The sequence below is a fragment of the Pantoea sp. YU22 genome, assembly GCF_003970755.1.
Classification (GTDB): Bacteria; Pseudomonadota; Gammaproteobacteria; order Enterobacterales; family Enterobacteriaceae; genus Pantoea; species Pantoea piersonii.
In genome coordinates, this window is sequence record NZ_RYDU01000002.1 from 112,312 (window position 1) to 136,352 (window position 24,041).

Annotated in this window: 19 protein-coding genes and 1 riboswitch; of the genes, 14 read left to right on the forward strand and 5 right to left on the reverse strand. The window is 59.7% G+C overall.

Annotation, left to right across the window (positions count from 1 at the left end; genetic code table 11):
- Positions 1 to 88 precede the first annotated feature (88 nt).
- Complete coding sequence (locus EKL29_RS04960) at positions 89 to 1,267, reverse strand: MFS transporter (protein ID WP_120455687.1); 1,179 nt, start codon at positions 1,265 to 1,267, stop codon at positions 89 to 91.
- Positions 1,268 to 1,515: 248 nt separating this feature from the next.
- Between EKL29_RS04960 and sgrR the strand changes: the two genes are divergently transcribed.
- From sgrR to thiQ, 4 genes are all read left to right on the forward strand, one after another.
- Positions 1,516 to 3,177 (forward strand): HTH-type transcriptional regulator SgrR, encoded by a 1,662-nt coding sequence (sgrR, locus tag EKL29_RS04965; protein ID WP_126689025.1) that lies wholly within the window; start codon positions 1,516 to 1,518, stop codon positions 3,175 to 3,177.
- Between the two features lie 35 nt (positions 3,178 to 3,212).
- Positions 3,213 to 3,305, forward strand: a riboswitch (TPP riboswitch).
- A 45-nt stretch (positions 3,306 to 3,350) separates the two neighbouring features.
- On the forward strand, positions 3,351 to 4,337 hold the full coding sequence (gene thiB, locus EKL29_RS04970; protein WP_126689026.1) for a thiamine ABC transporter substrate binding subunit: 987 nt from the start codon (positions 3,351 to 3,353) through the stop codon (positions 4,335 to 4,337).
- On the forward strand, positions 4,313 to 5,923 hold the full coding sequence (gene thiP, locus EKL29_RS04975) for a thiamine/thiamine pyrophosphate ABC transporter permease ThiP (RefSeq protein WP_126689027.1): 1,611 nt from the start codon (positions 4,313 to 4,315) through the stop codon (positions 5,921 to 5,923). Before thiB ends, thiP begins: the two co-directional genes overlap by 25 nt.
- Positions 5,907 to 6,629 carry a thiamine ABC transporter ATP-binding protein ThiQ gene (thiQ, locus tag EKL29_RS04980; protein WP_126689028.1) on the forward strand — a complete coding sequence of 241 codons (723 nt, stop codon included), beginning with the start codon at positions 5,907 to 5,909 and terminating at the stop codon, positions 6,627 to 6,629. The genes thiP and thiQ overlap by 17 nt, the downstream gene beginning before the upstream one ends.
- Here the strand turns inward: thiQ and EKL29_RS04985 are convergent.
- Positions 6,606 to 7,370, reverse strand: coding sequence for a DedA family protein (locus EKL29_RS04985; protein WP_126689029.1), 765 nt, complete (start codon positions 7,368 to 7,370; stop codon positions 6,606 to 6,608). The genes thiQ and EKL29_RS04985 overlap by 24 nt on opposite strands.
- 153 nt (positions 7,371 to 7,523) lie before the next feature.
- Here EKL29_RS04985 and polB point away from each other — a divergent pair, with 153 nt between their 5' ends.
- The 3 genes from polB to rluA all read left to right on the forward strand — a co-directional run bounded on the left by polB (position 7,524) and on the right by rluA (position 13,771).
- Positions 7,524 to 9,884 carry a DNA polymerase II gene (gene polB / locus EKL29_RS04990; protein ID WP_126689030.1) on the forward strand — a complete coding sequence of 787 codons (2,361 nt, stop codon included), beginning with the start codon at positions 7,524 to 7,526 and terminating at the stop codon, positions 9,882 to 9,884.
- 156 nt (positions 9,885 to 10,040) lie between these two features.
- On the forward strand, positions 10,041 to 12,947 hold the full coding sequence (gene rapA / locus EKL29_RS04995; protein WP_126689031.1) for an RNA polymerase-associated protein RapA: 2,907 nt from the start codon (positions 10,041 to 10,043) through the stop codon (positions 12,945 to 12,947).
- 164 nt (positions 12,948 to 13,111) lie between these two features.
- Positions 13,112 to 13,771 (forward strand): bifunctional tRNA pseudouridine(32) synthase/23S rRNA pseudouridine(746) synthase RluA, encoded by a 660-nt coding sequence (gene rluA, locus EKL29_RS05000; protein ID WP_120455672.1) that lies wholly within the window; start codon positions 13,112 to 13,114, stop codon positions 13,769 to 13,771.
- Between the two features lie 14 nt (positions 13,772 to 13,785).
- Here rluA and djlA read toward each other — a convergent pair whose 3' ends face one another.
- Positions 13,786 to 14,586, reverse strand: a complete 801-nt coding sequence (gene djlA / locus EKL29_RS05005) for a co-chaperone DjlA (protein ID WP_126689032.1) — start codon at positions 14,584 to 14,586, stop codon at positions 13,786 to 13,788.
- A 182-nt stretch (positions 14,587 to 14,768) separates the two neighbouring features.
- Between djlA and lptD the strand changes: the two genes are divergently transcribed.
- Genes lptD through apaH form a run of 6 tightly spaced genes read left to right on the forward strand, consistent with a single transcriptional unit; the run spans position 14,769 to position 21,588 of the window.
- Positions 14,769 to 17,147 carry an LPS assembly protein LptD gene (lptD, locus tag EKL29_RS05010; RefSeq protein WP_311778969.1) on the forward strand — a complete coding sequence of 793 codons (2,379 nt, stop codon included), beginning with the start codon at positions 14,769 to 14,771 and terminating at the stop codon, positions 17,145 to 17,147.
- Between the two features lie 55 nt (positions 17,148 to 17,202).
- On the forward strand, positions 17,203 to 18,498 hold the full coding sequence (gene surA / locus EKL29_RS05015; protein ID WP_126689034.1) for a peptidylprolyl isomerase SurA: 1,296 nt from the start codon (positions 17,203 to 17,205) through the stop codon (positions 18,496 to 18,498).
- Positions 18,488 to 19,480, forward strand: coding sequence for a 4-hydroxythreonine-4-phosphate dehydrogenase PdxA (pdxA, locus tag EKL29_RS05020; RefSeq protein ID WP_126689035.1), 993 nt, complete (start codon positions 18,488 to 18,490; stop codon positions 19,478 to 19,480). Before surA ends, pdxA begins: the two co-directional genes overlap by 11 nt.
- The gene (gene rsmA / locus EKL29_RS05025; protein ID WP_120455666.1) at positions 19,473 to 20,294 is read left to right on the forward strand and encodes a 16S rRNA (adenine(1518)-N(6)/adenine(1519)-N(6))-dimethyltransferase RsmA; all 822 of its coding nucleotides are present in this window, start codon (positions 19,473 to 19,475) and stop codon (positions 20,292 to 20,294) included. The genes pdxA and rsmA overlap by 8 nt, the downstream gene beginning before the upstream one ends.
- Positions 20,295 to 20,297: 3 nt before the next feature.
- Positions 20,298 to 20,675 carry a Co2+/Mg2+ efflux protein ApaG gene (apaG, locus tag EKL29_RS05030; protein WP_120455664.1) on the forward strand — a complete coding sequence of 126 codons (378 nt, stop codon included), beginning with the start codon at positions 20,298 to 20,300 and terminating at the stop codon, positions 20,673 to 20,675.
- A gap of 58 nt (positions 20,676 to 20,733) precedes the next feature.
- On the forward strand, positions 20,734 to 21,588 hold the full coding sequence (gene apaH / locus EKL29_RS05035) for a bis(5'-nucleosyl)-tetraphosphatase (symmetrical) ApaH (protein WP_126689036.1): 855 nt from the start codon (positions 20,734 to 20,736) through the stop codon (positions 21,586 to 21,588).
- Positions 21,589 to 21,703: 115 nt separating this feature from the next.
- Here the strand turns inward: apaH and folA are convergent, their stop codons facing one another.
- Complete coding sequence (gene folA, locus EKL29_RS05040; protein ID WP_120455661.1) at positions 21,704 to 22,183, reverse strand: type 3 dihydrofolate reductase; 480 nt, start codon at positions 22,181 to 22,183, stop codon at positions 21,704 to 21,706.
- A 262-nt stretch (positions 22,184 to 22,445) separates the two neighbouring features.
- Here folA and EKL29_RS05045 point away from each other — a divergent pair, with 262 nt between their 5' ends.
- Positions 22,446 to 22,823: a DUF805 domain-containing protein gene (locus EKL29_RS05045; protein ID WP_120455659.1), complete on the forward strand. Its 378-nt coding sequence runs from the start codon at positions 22,446 to 22,448 to the stop codon at positions 22,821 to 22,823.
- Positions 22,824 to 22,864: 41 nt separating this feature from the next.
- Here EKL29_RS05045 and EKL29_RS05050 read toward each other — a convergent pair whose 3' ends face one another.
- Entirely contained in the window at positions 22,865 to 24,004 is a 1,140-nt protein-coding gene (locus EKL29_RS05050) for a porin (RefSeq protein WP_120455658.1), read from the reverse strand.
- Positions 24,005 to 24,041 lie beyond the last annotated feature (37 nt).

Below are 24,041 nucleotides of genomic sequence, written 5' to 3' on the forward strand. Positions count from 1 at the left end.
GGATGCCTTGAGCGACTTTGCGATCGGCCCATGCCACCCACGCCGGCCACGGTTCAAGCCCAGGGCGACCACTGCGTCGCCCTTCCTTTTATACGTTCTTCACGCGCGCCGACATAGCGAAGGCCGCGACAGCCAGTCCCAGCGCCAGCCAGTAGACCGCAATATGCCCGAAGCGCTCGCTTAACGTCCCCTGAATCACACCTGCCAGAATCATCCCGGTAGAAATGGAGTTGGTGAACATCGTGGTCGCCGCCCCCGGCCTGCCCGGCATTAAATCCTGAAACCACAGCATGCCGATACCGGCGATAATGCCGATAAAAACCGCGTTAAACAGCTGCAGCGCCATCAGCGCGGTCTGCGAAGCGAACATCGCCAGCCCGGCGTAAAACAGGATGCCCGCCGCCAGCGCGATCAGCATCAGATTGCGCTTGCCGACGCGCTTCGCATAGTGCCCGGCCAGCAGCATCACCGGGATCTCCAGCCCAGCCGCCGTCCCCATCAGCAGACCCGCCAGCTTCTCCGGCAGCCCCAGCGTCACGCTGATATAAAGGGGCATATCGATGATATACATGGTATTGCAGGTCCACATGGTCATCGAGGCGATAAACAGCAGGCGTACATCGCGGTCGCGCCAGCCGCTCAACGGCATACCGCCGCTCTGCATCAGCGGCGCGGCGCGCGGCACCGAAGGCAACGTAAACCTGATCAGCAGAATACAAAGCAGAAACAGCGCGGCAGCCACCAGAAAGAGCGTAACGAAGCCAAAGTTAAGCGCCAGCGCAAACGACAGCGGCGGGCCAATTACCCAGGCAAGCGAAAGCTGCGCGCGCATAACCGAGCTGAACATTACCGCTTCGCGCGCCGACTGGTCGGCATACTCGCGCGCCAGCGCGAAAATCTGCGGCATCGAGACGCTGGCCAGTGCCGAGAGCAGCACGCCAAGCGTAATCAGCGTCAGATAGTGGCGGGTAAAGGCGAACAGCAGCGCGTTACAAAAGGCCATCAGACAGCAAAAGAGGATCAGCGTGCGGCGATCGCCGCGGCTGTCGGAGCGTTTCGCCACCAGCATGCTGACGGCAATACCTGCGATGGCGTTAACGGTAAAAAACAGCCCTACCCAGAAAGGACGTGCCTGCACTTCACGGGTCAGAAACAGGCTCAGCGTCGGCGCCTGCAGCGCGCCGGCGACACCAATCATAAAAGAGGCAGCCATAAAGGCGAGAAAGACCGGATTGATACGGCGCTTCCGGGTTAACAGCGATTTCATAGCGAAATCCCTTTGAAGTCGAAGCAGGAAAAACAAGAAGATAAATTCTAACGCAACATAAAAAAGCCAGCAGGAAAAATCTCTGCTGGCGGTGTAATTGCACCCTACTCAGAAAAGATCCCGCCGCAGCGGCATCATGGTCGAGCGCCATTCAGTCGTGAATGCCTCCCGCTCTTCCAATAGTGCTAAGTTTGCCCTTAATATGAGGCAGGAAAAACTGAGCGCTTTTCACAGGGAGTTCCTCTTTTATGTCCTCATCACGCCTCAAGCAGCAGTTCATCCGGCTGTGGCAAAGCTGTCAGGGCGAAAGTCAGCTGGTGACGCTAAACGAACTGGCCGAGCGGCTGCACTGTTCGCGTCGCCATATGCGCAACCTGCTCAATGCGATGCAGGAGGCGGGCTGGCTTACCTGGCAGGCGGAGGCGGGGCGCGGCAAACGTTCACAGCTCACCTTTTGCTACACCGGCCTCGCGCTACAGCAGCAGCGCGCTGAAGATCTGCTGGAGCAGGATCGCATCGATCAGCTGGTGCAGCTGGTTGGCGACAAGGCGGAAGTGGGCCAGATGATCCGCGCACATCTTGGCCGCAGTTTCCGGCAGGGCAAACATATTTTGCGCGTGCTTTACTATCGACCGCTGCTGAATCTGCTTCCCGGTTCGCCGCTGCGCCGCTCTGAAACGCATCTTGCCCGTCAGATTTTTAACGGTCTGACGCGCATAAATGAGGAAAATGGGGAAGTCGAGGCGGATATCGCGCATCACTGGCAGGCGCTTTCGCCGCTGCACTGGCGCTTTTACGTCCGCCCGGCGATCCGCTTTCATCACGGTCGCGAACTGGAAATAGCGGATGTGATGGCAAGCCTGGAGCGCCTGCGTGCGCTGCCGCTCTTCTCCCATATCCGCCAGATCGATTCGCCCGCCCCCTGGACGCTGGATATCAGTCTCAGCGCGCCGGACGACTGGCTGCCGTGGCTGCTCGGCAGCGTCAGCGCCATGATCCTGCCGCGCGAGTGGCCGCAGATGCGCGACTTCGCACGCCATCCCGTCGGCACCGGGCCCTACCGCGTGGTGCGCAACCAGCACAGCCAGCTGAAGATCGAGGCGTTTGACGACTACTTCGGCTTTCGCGCGCTGATAGATGACGTCTCTATCTGGGTGCTGCCGGAGATTAGCGACGAGCTGGTCTATTCTGGCGTGCGGCTGCAGGGCGCCGCCGAGGATGAAAAACTGGAAGAGAGCCGCCTTGAAGAGGGCTGCTATTTTTTACTGTTCGACCAGCGTTCGGCCCAGGGGCGCGACGCGGCTATCCGGCGCTGGCTCTGTCATCTGTTTAATCCTGTCGCCCTGCTCAACCATGCCGAGACGGGCTATCAGCGCTACTGGTATCCCGCTTACGGACTGCTGCCGCGCTGGCATCACCGCCGCGACCTGACGCCAGCGACGAAACCGCCCGGTCTGGAGAGCCTGACGCTGACCTGGTACAGCCAGCACGTCGAACATGAGGGCATTGCCAACGCGCTGCGTCCGCTGCTGGCGCAGCATAATGTACGGTTGATTACCCGCGCGGTCGACTACGAGACCTGGCATCAGGGCGAAGCGGAAAGCGATGTCTGGCTCGGCAGCGTGAACTTCACTCTGCCGCTGGAGTATGCGCTGTTTGCCCAGCTTTATGAGATCCCGCTGCTGCATCGCTGCCTGCCGCTCGACTGGGAAGAGGACGCCGCGCGCTGGCGACGTAAAGCGCTGCCGCTCGCCGAATGGAGCAAACGGCTGCTGGACACAGACGGTGTGCATCCGCTGTTCCATCACTGGCTACTGCTGGAGGGCCAGCGCAGCATGCGCGGCGTGCGGCTCAATACGCTCGGCTGGTTTGACTTTAAATCCGCCTGGTTCGCGCCGCCCACGCTGTGACGCTTTCCCCCTGTCGACGAAATGTCTAGAATGAGCCGTTCTCAACGGGGTGCCTGCAAAAGGCTGAGAGAAACCCGTCGAACCTGATTCGGTTAATACCGACGTAGGGATTTGAGAGGCTGCTACGCTCAGATCCTTTGCGACTCATAACAACTCTCCCCAAGGAGCGCAAAGTGGTTAAACAGATTCTCCCTCTGCTGATGTTACTGTCCTTGCCAGCGCTGGCGGCAAAACCTCTCCTGACCGTCTACACCTACGACTCGTTCTCTGCGGAATGGGGCCCCGGCCCGGCGGTGAAAAAAACCTTCGAAGCGCAGTGCGGCTGCGAGCTGCGCTATGTGGCGCTGGAGGATGGCGTCTCGCTGTTGAACCGCGTGCGCATGGAGGGTAAAAACAGTAAAGCTGACGTGGTACTCGGCCTCGACAACAATCTGCTGCAGGCCGCACAGCAGACCGGCCTGTTCGCCAAAAGCGGGGTCGATACCCGCACGCTGGCGCTGCCGGGCGGCTGGCAGGATCAGACCTTTGTGCCTTTCGACTACGGCTACTTCGCCTTCGTCTACGACAAAAAACGCCTTAAAAACCCGCCGACCAGCCTGAAAGAGCTGGTGGAGAGCCCGGAAAAATGGCGCGTGATTTATGAAGATCCGCGCACCAGCACCCCTGGCCTGGGTCTGCTGCTCTGGATGCAGAAGGTTTATGGCGACAACGCGCCGGAAGCCTGGCAGAAGCTGGCGCGCAAAACCGTTACCGTCACCAAAGGCTGGAGCGAAGCCTACGGCCTGTTCCTGAAAGGCGAAGGCGATCTGGTGCTGAGCTACACCACCTCGCCCGCTTATCACCTTATCGAAGAGAAGAAAGAGAACTACGCCGCGGCGCCGTTCGCCGAAGGCCACTATCTGCAGGTTGAGGTCGCCGCGCAGCTCGCCAGCAGCAAGCAGCCGAAGCTGGCGCAGCAGTTTATGCAGTTTATGCTGACGCCTGCCTTCCAGAACGCGATCCCCACGGGCAACTGGATGTATCCGGTAATTAAAAGCGACCTGCCGGCAGGTTTCCAGACGCTTAGCGTGCCGCAAACCGCGCTCCAGTACAGCCCGCAGGAAGTGGCGCAGCAGCGCGCAAACTGGATCAGTGCATGGCAACGCGCCGTCAGCCGCTAATCCCGCTGTGGATGGTGCCCGGCAGCAGCGCCGCGCTGCTGCTGTGCGCCGTGGCGCTGCTGGCGTTCGGCGCGCTCTGGTTCAGCGCGCCGCAAGGCGACTGGCGCGCGCTGCTGCACGACAGCTATCTGCGCCATGTGGTGCTTTTCTCCTTCGCGCAGGCGCTGCTCTCCGCCCTGCTCTCGCTGCTGCCGGCAATACCGCTGGCGCGCGCGCTTTACCGCAGGCGCTTCCCCGGCCGTCAGCTGCTGCTGCGCCTCTGCGCCATGACGCTGGTACTGCCGGTGCTGGTGGCGGTATTTGGCCTGCTGACGGTCTATGGCCGCGTCGGCTGGCTGGCGCAGATCTGTCAGCTGCTCGGCATCGACTACCGCTTCTCCCCCTATGGGCTGCAGGGCATTCTGCTGGCGCACTGCTTTTTTAATCTGCCGCTGGCGACGCGCCTGATGCTCCAGACGCTGGAAAATATTCCGGGCGAACAGCGCCAGCTCGCTGCCCAGCTCGGCCTGCGTGGCTGGCACTTTTTCCGCCTGCTGGAGTGGCCCTGGCTGCGCCGTCAGCTGCTGCCGACCGGCGCGCTGATTTTCATGCTCTGCTTCGCCAGCTTCGCGACCGTCCTCTCGCTCGGCGGCGGCCCGCAGGCCACCACCATTGAACTGGCGATCTTTCAGGCGCTGAGTTTCGACTACGATCCTGGCCGCGCCGCGCTGCTGGCGCTGATCCAGCTCGCTTTCTGTCTGACGCTGGTGCTGCTGAGCCAGCGTTTCAGCAAGGTGATCCCGGCTGGCCGGGCGCTGCTACGAGGCTGGCGCGATCCGCAGGACTCGCGGCGCGCGCAGGTCGGCGACGGTCTGATTATCGCGCTGGCGCTCTTGCTGCTGCTGCCGCCGCTGCTGGCGGTCGTCGTTGACGGGCTGCGCGGCGGACTGGGCGGCGCGCTGGCCCAGCCAGCGCTCTGGCAGGCGACCCTGACGTCGCTGCGTATCGCAATCGGCGCGGGCGTGCTCTGCGTCACGCTGACCATGATGCTGCTGTGGAGCAGCCGCGAGCTGCGTCTGCGCCAGCGCGCGCTGCCTGCGCAGCTGATGGAGACCAGCGGCATGCTGATTCTGGCGATGCCCGGCATCGTGCTGGCAACGGGCTTCTTTCTGCTGTTCAATGCCACCACGGGCCTGCCCGACTCGCCCGACGGGCTGGTCATCTTCGCCAACGCTCTGCTCGCTATTCCCTATGCATTAAAGGTGCTGGAAAACCCGATGCGCGACAGCGCCGAGCGCTACGCTCACCTGTGCGCCTCGCTGGGCATCAGCGGCTGGAACCGGCTGTGGCTGATCGAGCTGCGCGCGCTGAAACGCCCGCTGGCGCAGGCGCTCGCCTTCGCCTGCGTGCTGTCGATCGGCGACTTCGGCGTAGTGGCGCTGTTTGGCAGCGCCGACTTCCGCACGCTGCCCTTTTACCTCTACCAGCAGACTGGCGCCTATCGCGGTGCGGACGGCGCGGTCACCGCCCTGCTGCTGTTAGCGATCTGCCTGCTGCTCTTTACCCTGATGGAAAAATTACCTGGCCGCCATGCTGACACTGACTAATCTGACCTACCTCTATCAACATCTGCCGATGCGTTTCAGCTTTAGCGCTGAGCGCGGCGAGCGGCTGGCTGTGCTCGGCCCGAGCGGTGCAGGCAAAAGCACGCTGCTCAGCCTGATCGCCGGATTTTTGCCGGTCAGCCAGGGCGCGCTGTGCATTGACGGCGCGGATCACACCCACAGCGTACCGGCGCAGCGCCCGGTTTCGATGCTGTTTCAGGAGAACAACCTGTTCCCGCACCTCAGCGTGCAGCAGAACATGGCGCTGGGCCTGCATCCTGGCCTGAAGCTGAACGCCGCGCAGCGGCAACAGCTGGAGGAGATTGCCCATCAGGTGGGATTAAGCGATCTGCTGACGCGCCTGCCGGGCCAGCTCTCCGGCGGTCAGCGGCAGCGTGCGGCGCTGGCGCGCTGCCTGCTGCGCGACCGTCCGGTCCTGCTGCTGGACGAGCCCTTCTCAGCGCTCGATCCCGCCCTGCGTAATGAGATGTTGCAGCTGGTACGGCGCGTCTGCGAGGCGCAGGCCATTACCCTGCTGATGGTGTCGCATAGCCTTGAGGATGCGCAGCAGATTGCGCCGCGCAGTCTGGTGATCGTCGATGGCCGCGTCTACTGGGATGGCGCGACCGAAACGCTGCTGTCGGGCGACACGCGCGAGGCCGACGTGCTTGGCATCGCGCGCTCGTCAGGCAAAGAAGACGCGCCATAAAAGCTGGCGGAACATCGGCATCATCGGATGGAACTGGATCGCCGTAAAGGCGGCAAGCGCGATGGCTATTCCCAGCGGCGCCAGCCAGCGCAGACGCTGCGGCGGCAGCCAGGCCGTGGCCCAGTCGCGGCTTTTGCCGCTGCGCCACCAGCGCCAGCCGAGCCAGCAGCCCAGCCAGACCAGCAGCGCGACCAGCAGCAGCAGCCACTTAAACGCGCCGCTCTGCGCATCCTTCGGCACGTCGATCGCCACGCCCGCCAGAATGCCCGGCAGAAGATAGAGCGGCGGCCATAGCAGGCAGCCGATCAGGTTCGGCGGCAGAAACTTGCGCACCGGCAGCTCCAGCATGCCAGCCGCCAGCGGGATCAGCGGACGCGTCGGCCCGACGAACCGCCCGACCAGAACGGTGAACATGCTGTGCTGGTGCAGCGCGTGCTCGGTTTTATCCAGCAGGCCTTTATACTTTTGCAGATATTTCCAGCGGTGCAGCGGTCCCTGAAACTTCCAGCCGATGCCGTAAGAGAGCCAGTCGCCCACCAGACAACCGATAAAGCCCGCCGCCCACGCGGGATAAAGCCCGATCTGTCCGCTGCCAACCAGCGCGCCCAGGCTTGCCATCATAACGGTGCCCGGCAGCAGCAGGCCGACAAAGGCCAGCGATTCAAGAAAGGTCACCAGCGCAACGGCAATAAGCGCATACTCCAGCGACTGCGTAAACAGATGTTGAATCCAGGCTTCCATAACCTTCCTTATCAGAATTTGGATGCTGGATTGTCCAGAGGCGGCGTGACAGCGTCAAGGCAAGAATTGTAGGGCGATGTTGACAAAAGCACGCCGCGCGCACTGGATAAATAACCATGTTATACTCTGGCTGTTTTTTCCTCTGGAGCCGACGTGAATACGCCCCGCGCAGGATTCCTGCTTACCCGCCACTGGCGCGACAGCGCTCAGGGCACCGAAATCATTTTCTGGCTGGCGACGGACAACGGCCCGCAGCGTCTGGTATTGCCGGTTCAGGAGTCGGTGGCCTTTATTCCGCGCGACTATCAGCCGCAGGTGGAAGCACTGCTGCGTGACGAACGTCAGGTGCGCCTGCAGCCGCTGGAACTAAAGGATTTTCGCCGTCGTCCGGTATTCGGCCTCTACTGCCGCCAGCACCGTCAGCTGCAGCGGCTGGAGAAGCTGCTGCGCGAACAGGGCATCCCGGTCTTTGAGGCGGATATCCGGCCGCCGGAGCGTTTTCTGATGGAGCGCTTTATCACCGCGCCGGTCTGGTTCAGCGGCGAGCCGCAGGGCGACGCGCTGATCAATGCCCGCCTGAAGCCCCATCCCGACTACCGTCCACCGCTTAAGTGGGTGTCGCTGGATATCGAGACCACCCAACACGGCGAACTCTACTGCATCGGCCTTGAAGGCTGCGGCCAGCGTCAGGTTTTTATGCTGGGGCCGCCCAACGGCGACGCCAGCGCGCTCGATTTCGAACTGATCTATTGCGATACGCGTCCGCAGCTGCTGGAGGCGCTCAACGCCTGGTTTGCGCAGCACGATCCCGACGTGATAATCGGCTGGAACCTGGTGCAGTTCGACCTGCGTGTCCTGCAGAAACATGCCGACCGCTACGCCATCCCGCTGCGCCTGGGACGCCAGAATGCGCCGCTGGAGTGGCGCGAACACGGTTTTAAGCCCGGCGTCTTTTCTGCCAGCGCCGCTGGCCGCCTGATTATCGACGGCATCGAGGCGCTGAAGTCCGCCTTCTGGACTTTTCCCTCATTCAGTCTGGAAGCGGTGTCGCAACAGCTGCTGGGCGAAGGCAAAGCGATCGATAATCCCTGGCATCGCATGGAAGAGATCAACTGGCGCTTCGCCAACGATAAGCCAGCGCTGGCGCGTTACAACCTGAAAGACTGCGAGCTGGTGACGCGCATTTTCCATAAAACCGAGATTATGCCCTTTTTGCTGGAGCGCGCGGCGGTCAACGGCCTGGCGGTGGATCGCCACGGCGGATCGGTGGCGGCTTTTAGCCATCTCTATATTCCGCGTATGCACCGCGCGGGCTTTGTGGCACCCGGCCTCGGCGAAGTCGCGCCGGAAGCGAGCCCCGGCGGCTACGTGATGGATTCCCGCCCCGGCCTCTACGACTCGGTGCTGGTGCTGGATTACAAAAGCCTTTACCCGTCGATTATCCGCACCTTCCTGATCGATCCGGTCGGGCTGGTTGAAGGCCTGGCCCACCCGGACGACGCCGATTCAGTGCCCGGCTTTCGCGAGGCGCGCTTTTCGCGTCACACCCACTGCCTGCCCGCTATCGTCGAGCAGATCTGGCAGGGGCGCGAAGCGGCTAAAAAACAGGGCAATAAGCCGCTGTCACAGGCGCTGAAAATTATTATGAACGCCTTTTACGGCGTGCTCGGCACCAGCGCCTGTCGCTTCTTCGATCCTCGTCTCGCCTCGTCGATTACGCTGCGCGGCCACCTTATTATGCAGCAGACGCGCGAACTGATAGAGGCGCAGGGCTACGACGTTATTTACGGCGATACCGATTCGACCTTTGTCTGGCTGAAATCACCGCACAGCGAAGCGGAGGCGGCAGCGATCGGCCGCGCTCTGGCGCAGCAGATAAATGCGTGGTGGCGTGAGCATCTGCAGCAGCAGTACGGCCTCGCCAGCGCGCTGGAGCTGGAGTATGAAAACCACTTCAGCCGTTTCCTGATGCCGACCATTCGCGGCGCCGAACAGGGCAGCAAAAAGCGTTACGCCGGGCTGATCCGCGACGGCGCGCAGGAGCGGCTGGTATTCAAAGGTCTGGAGTCGGTGCGCACCGACTGGACGCCGCTGGCGCAGCAGTTTCAGCAGGCGCTCTATGGCCATATCTTCCGCGGCGAACCCTGGCAGGATTACGTGCGCGACACGGTGGCGCGGCTGCTGGCGGGCGAACTGGACGACCTGCTGATCTATAAAAAACGGCTGCGCCGTCCCCTGGCTGACTATGAGCGCAACGTGCCGCCGCACGTGCGCGCCGCGCGGCTGGCGGATGAGCAGAACCGCAAGCTGAACCGCCCTTTGCAGTATCAAAACGGCGGCTCGATCCGCTATGTTATCGCCACGGCAGGCCCTGAACCCCTGGAGGCGCGCGTCACGCCGCTTGATTACGATCACTACGTCAGCAAGCAGCTACAGCCGGTGGCCGACGGCATTTTGCCTTTCGTCGACGGCGACTTTGCTATACTGATTACTGGGCAGCTGGGGCTTTTTTGACAGGTGACGAACGGCCTGCCTTCCAGTACCATAGCGCCCTTCCTGCATCTCACCGCTCTTAAAACCTGACCAGACCTCCCTTTGTCTGGGGAAAAGGTATTGCCTGTGGCGGGGAAACATCACCAAAAACACCTTAAAAATTCGAGCTAAAAAGATATGGTTTTTACATTAGGTCAGCGCTGGATTAGTGATACGGAAAGTGAACTGGGACTCGGCACGGTCGTGGCGGCAGACGCGCGCATGGTTACGCTGCTGTTTCCGGCAACGGGTGAAAACCGCCTCTATGCCCGTAACGACTCCCCGGTGACTCGCGTTATCTTTAATCCGGGCGATACGGTGACCAGCCACGAAGGCTGGCAAATGCGCGTCGATGAAGTACGCAATGAAAATGACCTGATGACCTATATCGGCACGCGTCTTGATACTGACGAAAGCGAGGTGGTGCTGCGGGAAGTGATGCTCGACAGCAAGCTGGTGTTCAGCAAACCGCAGGATCGCTTGTTCGCCGGTCAGCTCGACCGCATGGACCGCTTCGCCCTGCGCTATCGCGCCCGCAAATATCAGAGCGCCCAGTATCGCCTGCCGGTCAGCGGTCTGCGCGGCATGCGCACCAACCTGATCCCGCATCAGCTGCATATCGCCCACGACGTGGGCCGCCGTCACGCGCCGCGCGTGCTGCTGGCGGACGAAGTGGGCCTCGGCAAAACCATTGAAGCCGGCATGATTATCCAGCAGCAGCTGCTGGCCGGGCGCGCCGATCGCGTCTTGATCATCGTGCCGGAAACCCTGCAGCACCAGTGGCTGGTAGAGATGCTGCGCCGCTTTAACCTGCGTTTCGCGCTGTTTGACGACGATCGCTACGCCGAGGCGCAGCACGACAGCGACAACCCCTTTGAGACCGAACAGCTGATTATCTGCTCGCTCGATTTCGTTCGTCGCAACAAGCAGCGCCTTGAACTGCTGGCGGAGGCTGAATGGGATCTGATGGTGGTCGACGAAGCGCACCATCTCGCCTGGAGCGAAGGGGAGCCGAGCCGCGAATATGCGGTTATTGAACAGCTGGCGGAACAGATCCCCGGCGTGCTGCTGCTGACCGCGACGCCGGAACAGCTGGGTATGGAGAGCCACTTCGCGCGTCTGCGCCTGCTCGACCCTGACCGCTTCCACGACTTCGCGCAGTTCCTCGAGGAGCAACAGCATTTTCGTCCGATTGCCGACGCGGTCTCCTCACTGCTGGCTGATAAAGCCATCTCGCAGGATGAGATGAATATGATCAACGATCTGGTGGGCGAAGAAGATATTGAGCCGCTCCTGCAGGTCGCCAACAGCGAGCGCGACGGCAAACTCGAGGCGCGCAAAGAGTTGATCTCTATGCTGATGGATCGCCACGGCACCAGCCGCGTGCTGTTCCGCAACACGCGTAACGGCGTGAAGGGCTTCCCGAAACGCGAGCTGCATCAGATCCGTCTGCCGCTGCCCGCTCAGTATCAGACCGCCATCAAGGTCTCCGGTATTATGGGCGCCCGCAAAAGCGCGGAAGAGCGCGCACGCGACCTGCTCTACCCCGAGCAAATTTATCAGGAGTTTGAAGGCGACAGCGGCACCTGGTGGAACTTCGACCCACGCGTCGAGTGGCTGCTTGGCTACCTGACCAGCAACCGCAAAGAGAAAGTGCTGGTGATCTGCGCCAAAGCGGCCACCGCGCTACAGCTGGAGCAGGTGCTGCGCGAGCGCGAAGGCATCCGTGCCGCCGTGTTCCACGAAGGGTTGTCGATTATCGAACGCGACCGCGCCGCCGCCTGGTTCGCCTCGGAAGAGAACGGCGCGCAGGTGCTGCTCTGCTCGGAAATTGGTTCTGAAGGGCGTAACTTCCAGTTCTCCAGCCGCCTGGTGATGTTCGATCTGCCCTTTAACCCGGATCTGCTGGAGCAGCGCATCGGTCGTCTCGATCGTATCGGTCAGGCGCACGACATTCAGATTATGGTGCCCTGGCTGGAGAAGACCGCTCAGGCGGTGCTGCTGCGCTGGTATCACGAAGGGCTCGACGCGTTCGAGCATACCTGCCCGACCGGCCGCACAATCTACGACAGCGTCCATCAGCCGTTGATTAACTTCCTTGCCGCGCCGGAAAACAGTGAAGGTCTGGATGAATTTATCGCCGAGTGCCGCAAGCAGCACGAGTCGCTGAAGTCGCAGCTGGAGCACGGGCGCGACCGTCTGCTGGAGCTCAACTCCAACGGCGGCGAAGCGGCGCAGGCGCTGGCGGCGGAGATCGCCGCGCAGGATAACGACACCGAGCTGGTGAACTTCGCGCTCAACCTGTTCGATATCGTCGGTATCAATCAGGAGGATCGCAGCGATAACCTCATCGTGCTGACGCCGTCCGATCATATGCTGGTACCCGATTTCCCTGGTCTGCCGGAAGATGGCTGCACCATCACCTTTAACCGTGACCAGGCGCTGTCGCGCGAAGATACCCAGTTCATCACCTGGGAGCATCCGCTGATCCGCAACGGTCTGGATCTGATCCTCTCCGGCGACACCGGCAGCTGCGCGCTGTCGCTGCTGAAAAACAAGGCGCTGCCGGTAGGCACGCTGCTGGTCGAGACGATCTACGTGGTAGAAGCGCAGGCGCCGAAGCATCTGCAGCTGACCCGTTTTCTGCCGCCGACGCCGATCCGCATGCTGCTGGATCGCAACGGCACCAACCTGGCGGGCAAGGTCGAGTTTGAAAGCTTTAACCGTCAGCTCAATGCGGTGAATCGCCACACCGGCAGCAAGCTGGTCAACGCAGTGCAGCAGGACGTACACGCGATTCTGATGCAGGCTGAAGAGAAAGTGGTGGCGGAAGCGCAGACGCTGATCGACGCGGCGCGCGCCGAAGCGGACGAGAGGCTGGGCGCGGAGCTGTCGCGTCTTGAAGCGCTGAAGGCGGTCAATCCCAACATCCGTGAAGATGAGATTGAGGCGCTGGAGAGCAATCGTCAGCAGGTGCTGGAAAGCCTGAGCCAGGCGAACTGGCGTCTCGACGCGCTGCGCCTGATCGTGGTCACGCATCAGTAACCTCTCTCCGTCGGGCGAGAGGAGCCGAAGCGCCAGCGTCCCGCATCAGAGATGAGGCGGGACGCGCCTTTAACGTCTTTGCTATAGCGGTCTCTCGCCGCGCTGGCGAAGTGAGAATATACGCAGGGGCTATTTCGCCCCTTTTCTTTGATCTATAAGCAGATATAAAAATGGAACCCTACAATCCGCCACGCGAGCCCTGGCTGCATATCCTTTATCAGGATGCGCACATTATGGTGGTCAATAAGCCGAGCGGACTGCTGTCGGTACCTGGCCGTCTGGAAGAGCACAAAGACAGCGTAATGACGCGCATTCAGCGCGATTTCCCGCAGGCGGAGTCGGTGCATCGCCTCGATATGGCTACCAGCGGCGTGATTGCGGTGGCGCTGACCAAAGCGGCGGAGCGCGAGCTGAAGCGTCAGTTTCGCGAGCGCGAACCCTCTAAACGCTACGTGGCGCGCGTCTGGGGTCATCCGGCTGCGGAAAAAGGCGTGGTGGATCTTCCGCTGATTTGCGACTGGCCGAACCGGCCAAAACAGAAGGTCTGTTTTGAAACCGGCAAAGCGGCGCAGACCGAATATGAAGTGCTGGAGTATCTGGCCGACAACAGCGCGCGCGTGGCGCTAAAGCCGATTACCGGCCGTTCGCACCAGCTGCGCGTGCATATGCTGGCGCTGGGTCATCCTATTCTCGGCGACGGCTTTTACGCTCATCCTGAGGCGAAGGCGCGCGCGCCGCGTCTGCTGCTGCATGCCGAGTCGCTGACTATTACCCACCCGGCGTTCGGCAACAGCATGACGTTTCGCCAGCCAGCGGATTTTTAACCTCGCGCCTGCGGTTACTTAAATCCTTTCTCGCGGCGAATCAGATCGTAAGCCGCCTGAATCTCCTGCGCCTTCTGTTTCGCCATATCCATCATCTCCGGCGGCAGGCCTTTCGCCACCAGCTTGTCGGGATGGTGCTCGCTCATCAGCTTGCGGTAGGCGCGCTTAATGGTGGTGGCGTCATCGCTGCTTTTGACGCCCAGCACACTGCAGGCATCCTCCAGCGTCGGCCCGCGCTGCGCCTGCTGATAGCCGCCGCCCTGGCCGCCGAACTGCTGGCCGCCCTCCATCATGCGCAGGAACTGATCGAACTGAATGCGCGAAATGCCCAGCTCTTCGGCGATGACGTAAAGCACCTGCCGCTCGTTCGGGTGCAGCGAACCGTCGGCGAAGGCAGCCTGAATCTGAATTTCCAGAAACATCCGAATCAGATCGAAGCGGCCGAAACAGGCGCTGCGCAGTTCGCGCAGTTTGGTGCGTAACGGATAATCGCCCTGTTTGCCTTCGCGGAAGGCGCGCTGCGCGGCGGTACGCGCCTCGCCATGCAGCTGCATGCGATCCATTAATAAAGAAGCGATTTGAATATCGGCTTCGGTAACGCGCCCTTTCGATTTGGTAAGGTGGCCCATTACCTGAAATGTGGTCTGAAAAAACAGCGTCTGGCGGGTTTGGTTATTCGCGAACCAGGCCTGTCCTTTTGCGCTGCGAACCTTATCGATCAAATGGCCAATCAGCAGGCCGAACACAATGCCCCAAAAACCGGCGCCGGAAAGCAGCCCCAGCACCAGCCCAATAACTTTTCCCCAGTAGCGCATAAACTCCTCAATTCGCCATGCTTGCGGCTGAAAATTGCATTATCATACCTGTCATTTACCCCAGCGCCTAACGGCAACGCGGACAGACAAGGATTAACACTGGCACAACGCCGGGCAGTACGTTAGTCTCTGACCCGATTGTCGGCATGATGCCAGTTTTCATGGAATTCTCGATACCGCGTATGAATAAACGACTACCTACCCTGCTGGCCACCATGATTGGCGCAGCGATATCCAGTCAGTCTGCTCTGGCCGACGATCTTATGTCGCAGTGTATGCTGGGCGTGCCGAGCTATAATCGCCCGCTGGTCAATGGCCAGACGAACCAGCTGCCGGTCACGATCCATTCCGACGCGGCGAAGGGAAACTATCCGGACGACGCGGTATTCACCGGAAACGTAGATGTTCAGCAGGGCAACAGCCGTCTGCAGTCGGATGAAATGCAGCTGCATCAGCGCCAGCAAGAGGGGCAAACCACGCCGGTACGCACCGTCGACGCGCTGGGTAATGTGCGCTACGACGACAATCAGGTCATCCTGAAAGGTCCGAAAGCCTGGTCCAATCTGAACAGTAAAGACACCAACGTCTGGAACGGTAACTACCAGATGGTGGGACGTCAGGGGCGCGGCGACGCCGATTTGATGAAGCAGCGCGCCGATAATCGCTATACCATTCTGGAAAACGGCAGCTTCACCTCCTGTCTGCCCGGCTACAATAGCTGGAGCGTAGTGGGATCGCAGGTGATCCAGGATCGCCAGGAAGAAGTGGCGGAGATCTGGAATGCGCGCTTTAAGCTAGGCTCCGTGCCGATCTTCTACAGCCCCTATCTGCAACTGCCGATTGGCGATCGCCGCCGCTCCGGCTTCCTGATCCCCAACGCGAAATATGGCAGCAGCAAAGGGTTCGAGTTTATTCTGCCCTACTACTGGAACATCGCGCCGCAGGCGGATGCCACCATTACGCCGCACTATATGTCGAAGCGCGGCATGCAGCTGGAGAACGAATTCCGCTACCTGACGCAGTTCGGCGCCGGCCTGATGGAGTTTGACTATCTGCCGTCAGACGACCAGTACGATAAAGACAAAGCGGTACGCGGCATCGCGGAAGATAAAAGCAGTGACCGCTGGCTCTTCTACTGGCGCCACGCCGGTGTTTATGACCAGCACTGGCGTTTCAACGCCGACTACACCAAAGTCAGCGATCCCTACTACTTTAACGATCTCGACTCGAAATATTACAATTCGACCGACGGCTACGCGACGCAGAAATTCAGCTTCGGCTACGCCGACACCAACTGGGACGCCACGCTCTCCAGTCGTGATTTTCAGGTCTTCGGCGACACAAGCAACAACAACGTCTATCGCGCGCAGCCGCAGCTGGATCTGAACTTCTACCAGAACGATATGGGTCCGTTCGACGGCCGTATCTATGCGCAGGCGGTGAAGTTTACCAATGTTAACAACGACTACCCAGAAGCGACCCGTCTGCATATCGAACCGACGCTTAATCTGCCGCTTTCTAACGGGTGGGCGAGCCTGGATACCGAAGCGAAGTTCCTGGCGACGCACTATCAACAGGATTCGCTGGATTACTACAACGCTAATCTGGCGAATAACGAGAACAGTCAGAGCGGCCAGCTGAAAAGCTCGGTGAACCGCACCATGCCGCAGTTCAAGGTCGACGGCAGACTGGTATTCGATCGCGATATGGACTGGGCGGAAGGCTATACCCAGACGCTCGAGCCGCGCGTTCAGTATCTCTATATTCCATACCGCAACCAGAGCGATATCTATCCGTACGACTCGACGCTGCTGCAGACTGACTATACCGGCCTGTTCCGCGACCGCACCTATAGCGGCCTGGATCGTATCGCCTCGGCTAACGAAGTGTCGACCGGCGTCACCTCGCGTATTTATGATCAGGATCTGGTTGAACGTTTTAACGTTTCCGTGGGTCAAATCTACTCGTTTACCCCTTCACGTACCGGCGTAAACCAGACTAACAAAGAAGATGACACCGGCAGCCTGATTTGGGCCGGTGACACCTACTGGAAAGTCAGCGATCGCTGGGCGGTACGCGGCGGGCTGCAGTACGATACCCGTCTCGATAACGTCGCACAGGGCAATACCGTGCTGGAGTATCGTCGCGACGCCGACCGCGTTGTGCAGCTGAGCTATCGCTACAGCAGTCCGGAGTATGTGGCGACCGCGCTGAACAACTCCAGCCTGGTGAACAACCCGATCTACAAAAACGGGATTTCCCAGGTCGGCGGCACCGCCAGCTGGCCCATCGCGGACGCCTGGTCAGTGGTGGGTGCGTACTACTACGATACGCGCAACAGCAAACCCGCTTCGCAGCTGGTTGGCCTGCAGTACAGCTCCTGCTGCTACGCGATCCGCGTCGGTTACGAACGTAAGATCAACGGTTGGGAAAACAACGACAGTAAGTATGACAACCAAATCTCATTCAACATTGAGCTGCGCGGTTTGAGCTCTGGTTATGGCTTAGGCACCGAGCAGATGCTGCGTCAGGGCATTATCCCTTATCAGCGCGCTTTCTGATGTTGCGATGTTTGACTGGTAATTCCCGCTCTGCGGAAACAACTATGGAAAAAGTATGAAGAACTGGAGAATGCTGATTCTGGGTGTGGCGGTAGCCGCCAACACCGCGTTCGCAGCACCACAAGTGGTTGATAAAGTCGCTGCCGTTGTGAATAACGGCGTCGTTCTGGAGAGTGACGTAGATAATATGCTGCGCACCGTAAAAGCGCAGTCGCAACAGGCCGGTCAGCAGTTGCCGGACGACAAGACATTGCGCCACCAGATCCTTGAACGTCAGATCATGGACAACATCATCCTGCAGATGGGCGAAAAAGCGGGCCTGCAGATCAACGATCAGCAACTCGACCAGGCAATCAGCAATATCGCCGCGCAGAACCATATGAGCCTCGATCAGCTGCGCAGCCGCCTGGCCTATGACGGCGTTAACTACAGCGACTATCGCGGACAGATCCGTAAAGAGATGCTGATCGCCGAAGTGCGCAACAATGAAGTGCGTCGTCGCGTCACTATCCTGCCGCAGGAAGTCGATACGCTGGCTACTCAGGTCGGCGCGCAAAATGCCCAGGGCACCGAGCTGAACGTCAGCCAGATCCTGCTGCCGCTGCCGGAAAACCCGTCGCAGCAGCAGGTAGACGATCAGGAAGCGCTGGCTAAGCAGCTGGTGGGCGAACTGAAAGGCGGCGCGGATTTCGGCAAGCTGGCCGTGACCTACTCCGCCGATCCGCAGGCGCTGAAAGGCGGCAACATGGGCTGGGGCAAGATTGAAGAGCTGCCTACCCTGTTCGCACAGGCGCTGTCGACAGCGAAGAAAGGCGATGTTGTCGGCCCGATCCGCTCCGGCGTCGGCTTTCATATTTTGAAGGTGAACGACCTGCGCGGCGAGAGCAAAAATATCTCCGTCACCGAGGTGCATGCGCGTCATATCCTGATCAAACCGTCGCCGATTCTGACCGATGCCCAGGCGCGCGCGAAAGTGGAAGAGATTGCTGCGGATATCCGCAGCGGTAAAACCAGCTTCGCCGCTGCCGCCAAGCAATTCTCTGACGATCCGGGCTCTGCCAACCAGGGCGGCGATCTGGGCTGGTCCTCGCCGGAAGCGTTCGATCCGGCGTTCCGCGACGCCCTGCTGCAGTTGCAAAAAGGCCAGACCAGCCAGCCGGTTCACTCTTCCTTCGGCTGGCACCTGATTCAGCTGCTGGATACCCGTCAGGTCGACAAGACCGATGCGGCGCAAAAAGAGCGCGCCTATCGCCTGCTGTTCAACCGCAAGTTTGCTGAAGAAGCGCAAACCTGGATGCAGGAACAGCGTGCCAGCGCCTACGTGAAGATTCTGGATGGCAATGCCCAGTAACTATCGCGTAGCGATCACTCCCGGCGAGCCCGCCGGGATTGGTCCCGATCTCACCATTCAACTGGCCCAGCAGAACTGGCCAGTTGAGCTGGTCGTATGCGCGTCGCCACAGCTGTTGCGTGAACGCGCCGCTCAGCTCGGTTTGCCGCTGACGCTGCGCGACTATCAGCCCGGCCTTGCACCGCAACCGCAGCAGGCGGGCTCGCTTACGATTCTGCCGGTAGAGCTCGCTCAGCCGGTTACGCCCGGCAAACTCGATGCCGCTAACAGTCCCTACGTGCTGGCGACCCTGGCGCACGCCTGCGACGGCTGCCTGAACGGCGAATTCGCCGCGTTGATCACCGGCCCGGTGCATAAAGGGGTGATTAACGATGCGGGCATCCCGTTTACCGGACATACCGAGTTCTTCGCCGATCGCGCCGGCGGCCATCGCGTGGTGATGATGCTGGCGACCGAAGAGCTGCGAGTCGCGCTGGCGACGACGCATTTGCCGCTGAAAGATGTCTCTGCGGCGATTACCCATGCCAGCCTGCGTGAAGTCATTACCATTCTGCATCGCGATCTGCAGCAGAAGTTCGCTATCCCGCAGCCGCATATCTTTGTCTGTGGGCTTAATCCCCATGCGGGCGAGAGCGGACATATGGGACGCGAAGAGATCGACACAATTACCCCGGCGCTCGACTCCCTGCGCGAACAGGGCATTCATCTCACCGGGCCGCTTCCGGCCGACACCCTGTTCCAGCCAAAATATTTGCAGCACGCCGATGCAGTGCTGGCGATGTATCACGATCAGGGTTTGCCGGTGCTAAAATTTCAGGGGTTCGGCCGCGCGGTGAATATCACGCTTGGCCTGCCCTTTATCCGTACCTCCGTTGACCACGGTACCGCGCTGGAACTGGCCGGACTGGGACAGGCGGAGCCGGGCAGCTTTATTACGGCGCTTAACCTCGCCATCACTATGATCAAGAGCAGTAATGAATAATCGCGTCCATCAGGGGCACTACGCCCGTAAACGTTTCGGGCAGAACTTCCTGAACGATCAGTACATTATCGATAGCATTGTCTCCGCCATTCATCCGCAGCGCAGCGAAGCGCTGGTGGAGATCGGCCCTGGCCTCGGCGCGCTGACGGAACCCGTCGGCGAACGTCTCGACGCCTTAACGGTGGTCGAGCTGGACCGCGATCTGGCTGCGCGTCTGCAGACCCATCCGTTTCTCGGCCCCAAACTGACGATCTATCAGCAGGATGCGATGGCTTTCGATTTCGCCGCGCTGGCGCAGGAAAAAGGTCAGCCGCTGCGCGTATTTGGCAACCTGCCTTACAATATTTCGACCCCGCTGATGTTTCACCTTTTCAGCTATACTGGTTCGATCAAAGATATGCACTTCATGCTGCAGAAAGAGGTGGTTAACCGCCTCGTCGCAGGCCCAGGCAGCAAGGCCTACGGCCGACTCAGCGTGATGGCGCAATACTATTGCCAGGTCATCCCGGTGCTTGAAGTACCGCCGCACTCGTTTACGCCGCCGCCTAAAGTGGATTCGGCCGTAGTGCGCCTGGTGCCCTATGCGGAGCCGCCGCATCCGGTAAGCGATATTCGCGTACTGAGCCGCATCACTACCGAGGCCTTCGGTAAGCGCCGCAAAACCCTGCGCAATAGCCTCGGCTATCTGTTTGAAGCCGGCGCGCTGGATGAGCTGGGCATCGATGCAGGTTTACGTGCGGAAAACGTGTCGGTGGCGCAATATTGTCAGTTAGCAAACTGGCTGGCGACACATCAAGGTGAACCGCTGGAGTAATGCATGAGTGAATCGGCCCGGATGTCTGTTCAGGTACAAAGTCTCTATATCGCTTCCCAGTCTTCGCCGGAAGAGGAGCGCTTCGTCTTTGCTTATACCATCACCATCCGCAATCTGGGCCGCAACGCCGTGCAGCTGCTGGGTCGCTACTGGCTAATCACTAACGGCAACGGGCGCGAAACCGAAGTTCAGGGCGAAGGCGTGGTGGGCGAACAGCCCGTGATCGCGCCCGGTAGCGAATTTCAGTACACCAGCGGCGCCATTATCGAAACGCCGATGGGCACCATGCAGGGACACTATGTGATGCAGGATGAAGAGGGTGAAACCTTTAACATCGACATCCCGGTGTTTCGCCTCGCTGTAGAAACCCACATACACTGATCTTTTTACGCTTCGCCCGGTTCTGCCGGGCGCGGTTTTTTATTGCGGATTATTCTCTATGAGCACATATCTGATTGGCGACGTTCACGGTTGTTACGATGAGCTGCGCGCCCTGCTGAAGCAAGTCGACTTTACGCCTGAACAGGATACGCTGTGGCTGACCGGCGATCTGGTCGCGCGCGGCCCTGGCTCGCTTGACGTGCTGCGCTACGTAAAATCGCTGGGCCAGAGTGTGCGTATCGTGTTGGGCAATCACGATTTGCATCTGCTGGCGGTGTTTGCCGGCATCAGCCGCAACAAGCCCAAAGATCGCCTGACGCCGCTGCTGGACGCGGAAGATGCCGACGAGCTAATCAACTGGCTTCGCCGTCAGCCCCTGTTGCAGGTAGATGAAGAAAAAAAGCTGGTTATGGCGCACGCCGGTATTACGCCGCAGTGGGATTTAGAAACGGCGAAAGCCTGCGCGCGCGAGCTGGAAGCCGTGCTCTCCAGCGACAGCTACCCGCTGTTCCTGGACGCCATGTATGGTGATATGCCGAATAACTGGACGCCGGAACTGAGCGGTCTGGCACGCCTGCGTTTCTCCGCCAACGCGCTGACGCGCATGCGCTTCTGCTTTCCCAACGGCCAGCTCGATATGATTTGCAAAGAGGCGCCGGACTCCGCGCCGCCGCCGCTGAAACCCTGGTTCACTATTCCAGGCAAGCTGCCAGACGGTTATACCCAGGTCTTCGGCCACTGGGCCTCGCTGGAGGGCAAAGGCACGCCGCGCGGCGTGATTGGGCTGGATACCGGCTGCTGCTGGGGCGGCGTGCTGACGCTGCTGCACTGGGAGAGCCAGCGCTACTATACGCAGGCATCGAACCGCCAGCCGTCGGCAACCGACAGCGTCCCGCCGCAGCAGTCCGCCTGAAGGCGCGCAAACGAAAACGCCTTGTCAGAGACAAGGCGTGAAATGCTGCAAAGCGTGCCGCGGTGGTAGAGAGGGCGCGATCGTAGAGTCGCCCTTCTCTTAAACCTGCCGGCTGTTAGCGACGCTCAAGGATTTCGAAGCAGTAGCTATGCGAGTTCTGCTCATCGGCATCGTGAAACTCGCTAAAGGTCGACTGCCACTCATCCGGCTCGTAATCCGGGAACTGCGTATCCCCTTCTACTTCAGCGTCGATATGCGTGAGATAAAGACGATCGGCGCGCTTCAGCATCTGCTCATAAATACGCCCACCGCCAATCACCATAATCTCCGGTACGTCGCCAGCCGCTTTAATCGCCTCATCCAGCGAGGTGACCCAGGTGACGCCTTCCGCAGTGCCCGGCTGACGGCTGACCACAATATTGAGACGTCCCGGCAGCGGACGACCAATTGATTCAAAGGTCAGACGCCCCATAATCACCGGCTTGTTTAAGGTGTTACGTTTAAACCACGCCAAATCTGCAGGCAGGTTCCACGGCATGGCACCTTCCATACCAATGACGCGATCCGCTGCTAATGCCGCGATCAGACTAATCATGTTAAAAGACTCACAGATAAAAAATTGGCGCCATCATACGTAAAGGCGAAACTTTCGTCGATAGCGGGAAGAGTCTAATTACGTAAAGCGCTTTTGCCTCCACGTTTTTATTACTCGACAGAGTTTTACACCGCTTTTTACCTGTGCAGTACCCTAAGCCGCCAGATAAAATAGGTTACCTGGCACAAGGGCAGGAATAGTGCGTTTCAGCTTGACGTAACGGAAGCTGCAGCTCGGGGTTTCATCAAAAAGGAAAATTTAAGTGCACCACTATCTGACCGTTTTAAAAATGTATGCGGTGGTCAATGGCCGCTGCCGTCGTAAAACATTCTGGCTCTTTTTATTATTCAGCACGCTGTTTTCGCTGGCATGTAGCGCGGTAGACGAACTGCTCGGACTGAAGGTTTTTTCTGACCAGGGTCTGCTTTCGCTGGTGTATTCCGTTGCTGTTCTGATCCCTTCTGTCGCCGTCGGCGTGCGCCGCCTGCACGATCTCGATCGCTCCGGCTGGTGGCTGCTGATTATGCTTATTCCCCTGCTGGGAACGCTGCTGCTGCTGATTTACTTTTGCCTGCGCGGTACGGTCGGCCCAAACCGCTTTGGTCCCGATCCGCTGGATGAGGCGGCGCCAGCCCAGTAAAAAAAACGGCTCCCTCGGGAGCCGTTTTACGCTTTTGACGATTAGAAATCGTAACGCAGACGTACCACGTTGATATCGCCCAGGTTGTCGGTGCTGGAGGTAAAGACGTGTTCGTAGTCGACGCGGAAGCCGTAGTCGAGGAACAGCGTCACGCCCAGACCGTTGTCGATGCGCTGGTAGTTGCGGCCGTTCACATACTCCAGACGATCGCCCATCACGTAAGGCTGAACGGCTTTCAGGCCGTACTGCTTGACCGGGATTTTATAGCCGGCGAAGTATTCCAGGCCCCACGCGTCGTCGGCGAAGTAGTCGTTAACATTGCTGCGTTTGGTCAGCAGGAAGTTTTGATACCAGCCGCCGCCCGCAGAGAGCGTCCAGTTGCCCGGCTTCCAGCTTAATGCGGTGCCGTAGATGTTCTGGTTGTAGTCGCCGTCATCGCCGTTGCGCGGGTTACGCATAGTGGCGCGGGTATAGTTCCACGCGGTGCCCCAGGTCAGGTCATCCGTGATGTGGTAATCCACGCCCAGCGAACCGCCGCCTTTGCGCTTGTAGCGCAGGCCGTTGCCCGGCAGATATTCGTTGTCGCTGAACAGGTAAGAAGCGTAGAGATCGACCGCGCCGAAGGTGTTTTTATACTTCAGCTGTTTGCGCGAGCGGTAGGAGCCGTCATAGTCGCCGTTGATGCCGTTGCCCGGCGCCTGGCCTTTCATGTCGTAATCCCAGATATCGGTCTTCGCGCCCACCACGTCATAGAAGACGCTGTTCTGCTGGCCGAAATAGATCTCGCCCCAGGTTTTGCTTTTCAGACCGGTATAGAGCTGGCGACGCGTGGTATCGTTGGCGCCATCTTTATAATGGTTATCCCAGTCAAATACGGCCGGAATATTTACGCCCACTTCGTAATAGCTGGCCCAGCTAATATCATCGAACAGATAATAATCAGCGGCGAAGCGGAAACGCGTACCGCCGTCGAAGCCATTACGTTTGTAAGATTTGTCGTTGACGCCGGTCTGATGTTCAAACTGCGGACGAATACTGCCGCCCACGGTGAAGTTCAGACGGCTCAGCGGATCGCCTGCCTGCGGATCTTGTTTAAGAAGAGTAATTTCAGCCTGGCTGGCAAATGGCGCAGCAGCCATTAACGCAGCAATAGCGCTTAGTGTGAAAGCACGCATTTTCATTTTTTTATAGGTCCCTGATTGGCCCGGAAGAATGGGC